The following is a 5946-nucleotide window of genomic DNA, read 5'->3' on the forward strand; positions in this document are numbered from 1 at the left end:
TTTTTTACCCCGAAGTCGCGCGCCAGCTGATCGCCCAGGCGGAGCTGCGACTTGTACGTGTGCTCTCGGGTCGACAGGGAAAAACCGCCCTCCGTCGCATCGATCGGCGGGTGAATGAGGATCGACTGCGTCAGCGTATCCGGCGCCGGCTGAAGCCCGTAGTCCTGGGCAAATGCCGGAGCGGCGGTCAATGCCGCCACGAGCAAAGCAACCAGCATCGTCGCTCCGACGGTGCGCTGGTGCGTGAGGTGATGGACGGGCGGGACGGGCGAATCGGTCATTGATCTGGCGGTGCGCACATGAGCCGGAGTCATCGAACGCCTCATGAGGGGACACGCCCTGCGACGCCATGATGTTACTCGCCCGATCGCGGACTCTCCTTGCGGATGGGCCGATCTTCTCTCACCCAGCGCTCGCCCTGGGTCGACATGATGCGCCGTTCGGTGCGATTGCGTCGAAAGACATTCCTGCTTCGACGAGCGCAGGAACAGGCGTTCCGTTCTGAGTACCCGGCATCCGATGGATTGGGGAGTCAGACCGACACCACATCGACGGTTTAACGCGTCACACGCGGTGAACGACCGGGCTGCGGAGCTCATCCCGGACAGGAGAACGGATTGGGCGCACCGGTGGCTCCAAGCATGTCATCGACGTTTCCAACAGCCTCCGCAGCACGCTCGGCAACCCTGTATCCGCCGCTGAAGCTGCCCAGGATCAGCATCTTGCTGGCTTCGCAGGCGGCGAACAGCACCGCGCGTCGTGCATAGCGGTCCAACTCAGAGGCATCCATCAGGGCAACAGCCATCGCCGCGCCGCCGTACATCCGCGCGAGTACCTGCCCGTGAAGAGCCACGGCGCTGAGCGCGACCCCGCCGATGGGATTGATTGCGCCGGCAGATACTGCACCGCCAACGTAGAGGTTGAGGACCGCGAAGGTTTGTGACAGCGCGTCGATGGACGCTTCGATACGCTCGCGTCGGCTCCCTCCGCCGCTGCCGTCGGCGAGCAGGCCGAGGAGCGAACCGGTGTCTTGCGTCACGCTCCAGAAGGCAGGTGGGCCTTCGCCGTCTTCTGGACCGAGGAAATACTGATCCCGCTGCGTCCAGGCATTGCGCGCAGCGCGCCGCCACGGTGCCTTCTGCTCGTCGGGCATATCGGACGCATCATAGTAGTAGGGGGTGTACGTGTTGAGCGTTCGGAGCGGTCGACCCGCCAGGCGTGAGCGGGTGGTTTCGGAAAAGAGTGTCTGTTCGGCGACGGCCAGGCGCGCCGTCTGCCGTAGCGTGCGGCGGAACGCGACGCGGCGATCCGGCGCGGCGGTGGTGAAGCCGGCAGTGGGTAGCACGTCAGCGCGGGTGCTCACGTAATCCTCACCGAAGGTGAAGTGTGAGCTAAAGAGGACGGCGCGCAGGCCCGTCTCGTAGGTGCGTGCGCTGCCGTCGGTGGGAGCGGGCAGTGGGGCGTGCAACAGCAGCGGTTCGCTGGGGAGAAAGCGCGTCCCCTCGCGGAGCTTCTTTTGTATGCGTTGAAGGCCGGCTCCTTCGCGGGCCGCCAGGTCGACGGACTTGTGCGTGATCTTGGCAGACAGGAAGTCGTCGACGACGATGGCCGTAGAGGGCGCAGCAGCCTCGAATGAAAGCAGGTGCGTGCCGAAGAGCGCTCCGCGCACGGCGCGGAGGTCTGCGTCGGTGGGCCCCCCCTCGCCCTGTTCGTCCCACCCGGCGAGGGTGCGTGTTACCTCGGTGTCTCCAACCTTCACGGTGAGGTGGAGGCTGCTGAGCTCAACGGGGGGTTCGACGCCCTCCGCCGTGTAGGAGGTCGTGCTTTCGGTGTCGCCGCCACCGTTGAGGCGAAGGTGCACGGTACGCTCGCCTGTCGACTCGGAAGGCGCGCGGTACGTTAGCCGATACGGGTCCGTTACCTCGAACGCGTCCAGGTAGTCAAGAATGACGTTGCGCGCGGCCTCACGCTCACCCCCGCTGACGGGGAACGCCGCCCCGCCGGTAGCCTCGGCCATTTCGTCAAAGGGAGTTGTCGTTCCGTTGGCACGGTTCGTGGCCAAACGGTCCGTTACATCCAGGATAACGGCCGGCGGTCCGCTTTCCAGCACACGGCGAATGTCGTCATTGAGGCCATCGGTGGGTTCTCCGTCGTGGGCGTAGACAATGATGTTGGCGTCGCCACGGGCAGCATCCTTGAGCGCAGTCCATTGATCGGAGTCGGTCTCTTTGAATCGCACATCCGCGTCGGGATATTGCGCGAGCACCTGTTCGCGAACAGTGTCCACGAGCTGCTCCATGCTCTCGCCGCGGAACGGCTCCGGCATGCTCGTGGACTGGTCGGCAAGGATGCGCACGATGGGCGCGTCGCGGTTGGAGCTGAGCGTGAAGCCGGCCGCTTCGCCCTCGTCTTTTACCGAAAAAGCAGAGGCCGGCAGTCCGCTGACGACCTCGCCGTCGGCATCGAGAGGGCGCACCTCAAGCGTCACCTCTGGAAAATGCTCTGCCGTGGCTTGCATTTCGATGGTTTCGACGCTCGCGGGGTCGGGGGTGTCGCCGGGGCGTTGCAGCGCGCGCCCGTTATACGTGAGCGTGCCGTCGTCATCGGCTTCGAGGCGGTCGCCCGTGATCGTGATGGCGTCGCCTCGCTCAGAAAGTTTGGCGGCTTCTTCCTTCGAGAGGTCCGGCGCCTGAAGGGCCAGAAGTGGAGCAAAAACGCGCACGTCGTTGAGACGTGCCTCGAGCAGCTCGCCCAGTTCCATTGTCGGCGCCATGCGGATGAGGAGTTGCCGTCCGGCCACCTCATCCGCCGTCCACTGCCCGCTGACGAGTTCGAAGCGCTCCTGCGGGGCAGACGAGACGGCAGCTTCCAGGGTGACGTTTACTGCAAGCGGGTCGGTGGCGTCATCAGCGGGCGTGAGCTTCTCTTTTTCCACCGGCGGAGCACCGAGGGAGGCGCTCGGGTGCGAGGGGTTGGCATAGCGCTGCGAGCCGCTTTTGTCGTTCACCCTTACGCCCACGGCCTGTTGCCATTGTGCGTTGAAGGGTTCGGCTGCCTCGGCGTCCTCGGGAAGCACATCGAGAAGGCGTTCTGCAAGAGCGGCACTTTCCTGGCCTTCTACGTCGATGCGTGGGATGGCATCTGTCGCAGCGCTTTCGGAAAGACCCAGCTCCTTGCGCCAGTTCGTCACCGTTTCCGGATCGACCTCCGGCGCGAAGGCGTTGTGTGCGGGTTGATAGAAGGCGTCCTCACGCTCGCTCTCTGAGCGTACATCCTGCGACGTCACGACATCGGCGTCCAGACCTGCGCGCCGGTACAGTTCGGCCAATAATTCAGCCTTTTCGCGAGGCGTGCCAGCTCCTCCGCGCAGCGTCGCACGTGTCCCCCATCGCACGCCGTTTACGAGGTCGTTCGTCCCCCAGTACGACGTCGGGGGCGGATAGGTGGCAATGCGGTCACGAACGAACCGGAAGATCGCTTCGGGGTCGCCTGCTTCAACGAGTCGATCGGCCTGGGCCGGCAAGTGGTCGGGGGAGGTGCGGAGGACCTGCTGCATCTGCTCCCAGACGGCGTACGGCATCGGGCCGTCGATTTTCGGGGGCTCCCCTTCGCAGCCAGAAACGCATCCCGGCAGCGTGGCCGCGAGCGCGGCGCTTCCTGCAAGACCGGTGCTGCGTTTCAGAAAGGTGCGGCGGTCGATGGCGCCGTCAAAAAGCGCGAGGAGCGACGCGGCAAGCGACTCGTCAGGCGACGACTCCTCCTGCCTCGGTTTATCAGGTATCGATTCGTCGGACGTCGATTCATCGGACATGAGAGAGGGCCGGGGAGAGAGAGGAAAGCGGACAGAGAAGAGAAAAGAGCACCGATGTTAGCCCTTGCAGCGGCCGTTGACCTATCTCAGGCCGTTCAGTGCGGCAGGACCGACTGCCTATCGACGGTTGCATTCGACGATGCATAGCGTGCTTCGATCGCAGGCGTCACATGCGCCTCATTCCACCGATCCTGATAGGACAGGGTGCGCCACCGTGATGGACATGCCGTGATCATCGCGGAAAGGACCGGGTGCGTGATGTAGCTGTGCACACGCGCTGCTTCATCTCGTGTTCACGTGAATGTGCCTCCGCGGCGATTCCGAGGTACGCATCGTCACCGGTACTGGCACTGTCAAGTTTGCCCGCAGCGGCCTCCGGCGGCCGCACATGAGACATTCACGCACTCAAGTGTCACGATAGCGTAACTGGCTCTAAAAGAACGCCACTCGTCCGATGTGCCTGACCCATTCGACGGTGATTTCTTGCATGCAATAGTGAGGGAGGCATCGGTTCTTCCGTGTCCGTTTCCGGACGTGGAAGAGGTTCAAGGCGGCGAGGGACGTTCGCTGCCTGCCGAGGCCGACTCCTCGACTACGCCATTTTTTGCGCATCTCCATTCGCGTCGCCCAGCGCACCGTGCAACCGCTCGGCGACCGCAGACGCCCCCTTCTTTCTGGAAATACACCGCCTCCTCATGAGTCCAGGTTATTCACGATTCACTCCGTTCCTTCTCATCTTCGCGTTTCTGGCATTGGCCCTCGTCTGTATTCCCGATGACGGCCATGCCCAACCGGTGCCCGTCACCAAGATCGAAAACGCCGACGGCGACTCCGTGCTGACGGTCTTCGAGGACGGCGGCTTCGCGGCCTATGCGGGAGAAGGAAACGGCGTGATCCCCGCTGAAGGGGTTGGCGCACGGCTGATGTGGTATCCGGGCAAGACCGCCTTTCGTGCTGGGGACGTAAGCAGCAGCCAGTGGGACGCTACTAACGTCGGGTTCAACTCGGTGGCGTTTGGACTAGACACGAAGGCCAGTGAATATGCCGCCACGGCGATGGGCGATAGGACGACCGCCAGCGGCGAACGATCTACTGCGATGGGCCAAAGCACGATCGCCAGCGGCTTCATCGCCACGGCGTCGGGCAAGGAGACAACTGCCAGTGGTCTTGCCGCCACGGCGATGGGCAACGAGACAACTGCCAGCGGCCTTGTCGCAACAGCGATGGGAGACCGCACGACTGCAAGCGGCGATATATCCACGGCGATGGGCGATCGCACGACGGCGGCGACCGCATATTCCCTCTCGATGGGGAAACTAAACGAAGCCAACACGTCGGCGGACGGCACGCTTCTGGTCGCGGGAAACGGAACGTTTGGCAACCCCTCTGACGCACTGGTGCTCGACCAGAGCGGCAATCTCGAAATCAGCGGCACGCTGACCGAAAACTCCGACCGCCGCCTCAAGACACAGATCCAGCCACTCGGCAACAGCGTCCTGGCACCTCTCGGCGAGATTGAGCCGGTGCGCTTCCGATTCAAAGATGAGCGCACCCACCCGTCGGGCACCCAGGTCGGCCTCATCGCGCAGGAAGTGCAGGCGCAATTTCCCGCGCTCGTCAGCGAGGGCGCGAGCGGGCATCTCTCCGTTTCCTACTCGAAGTTCACGGCGGTCTTGTTGAAGGGCCTGCAAGACCAGCAGTCGCAAATACAGGAGCAGCGGAAGCAAATCGATCGGCTGGAGGCGGAGCAGGCCAGGGTCGCGTCGCTGCGCAACGAGAACGACGCCATCAAGAAGCGACTGGCCCGGCTGGAGCAGGCAGAGACGGACGAGGCCGCGTACGCTGGATGGGGCGCGTCGGCCCCCCTCGGCGGTCTGCTCGCGCTGTTGCTGCTTGCCGGTGGCGTCATTGTGTGGCGGCGCTTCGACGCTCTGTCAGGCATCAAGACCCTGACCGGTCTGTTGGCGACCGGCCTGCTGGTGATCGGGAGTATTCTCGCCGCCCCCGTCGCGCACGCCCAGACCACCTTCGCCGTGCAGCTCACGGACGAGGGCCACCAGACCCTGAAGGTGCTCCAAAAAGCCGGAGCAGACAGCGAGGCCTACGAGCGGCTAAACCGCGACACCCGCCGAACG

The 5946-nt window shown here is 64.0% G+C and carries 3 protein-coding genes; 1 reads left to right on the forward strand and 2 read right to left on the reverse strand.

The genetic code is table 11. The annotated features are described in order from the left end of the window. A partial coding sequence (locus tag ACFCU0_RS04400; protein WP_434972451.1) for a hypothetical protein occupies window positions 1-281 on the reverse strand: 281 nt, incomplete at its 3' end. Window positions 282-595: 314 nt separating this feature from the next. Continuing rightward, window positions 596-3811 (reverse strand): hypothetical protein, encoded by a 3216-nt coding sequence (locus ACFCU0_RS04405; RefSeq protein WP_434972452.1) that lies wholly within the window; start codon window positions 3809-3811, stop codon window positions 596-598. A 695-nt stretch (window positions 3812-4506) separates the two neighbouring features. Between ACFCU0_RS04405 and ACFCU0_RS04410 the strand changes: the two genes are divergently transcribed. After that, window positions 4507-5946 (forward strand): tail fiber domain-containing protein (locus ACFCU0_RS04410; protein WP_434972453.1); only part of this gene is annotated, 1440 nt, incomplete at its 3' end.

It is taken from the genome of Longibacter sp., assembly GCF_051155795.1.
GTDB lineage: Bacteria > Bacteroidota > Rhodothermia > Rhodothermales > Salinibacteraceae > Longibacter.

Bases quoted from the DNA above. Each gene is read 5' to 3' on its own strand.
- ACFCU0_RS04405 (WP_434972452.1), bottom strand. From the start codon at position 3,811: ATGTCCGATGAATCGACGTCCGACGAATCGATACCTGATAAACCGAGG.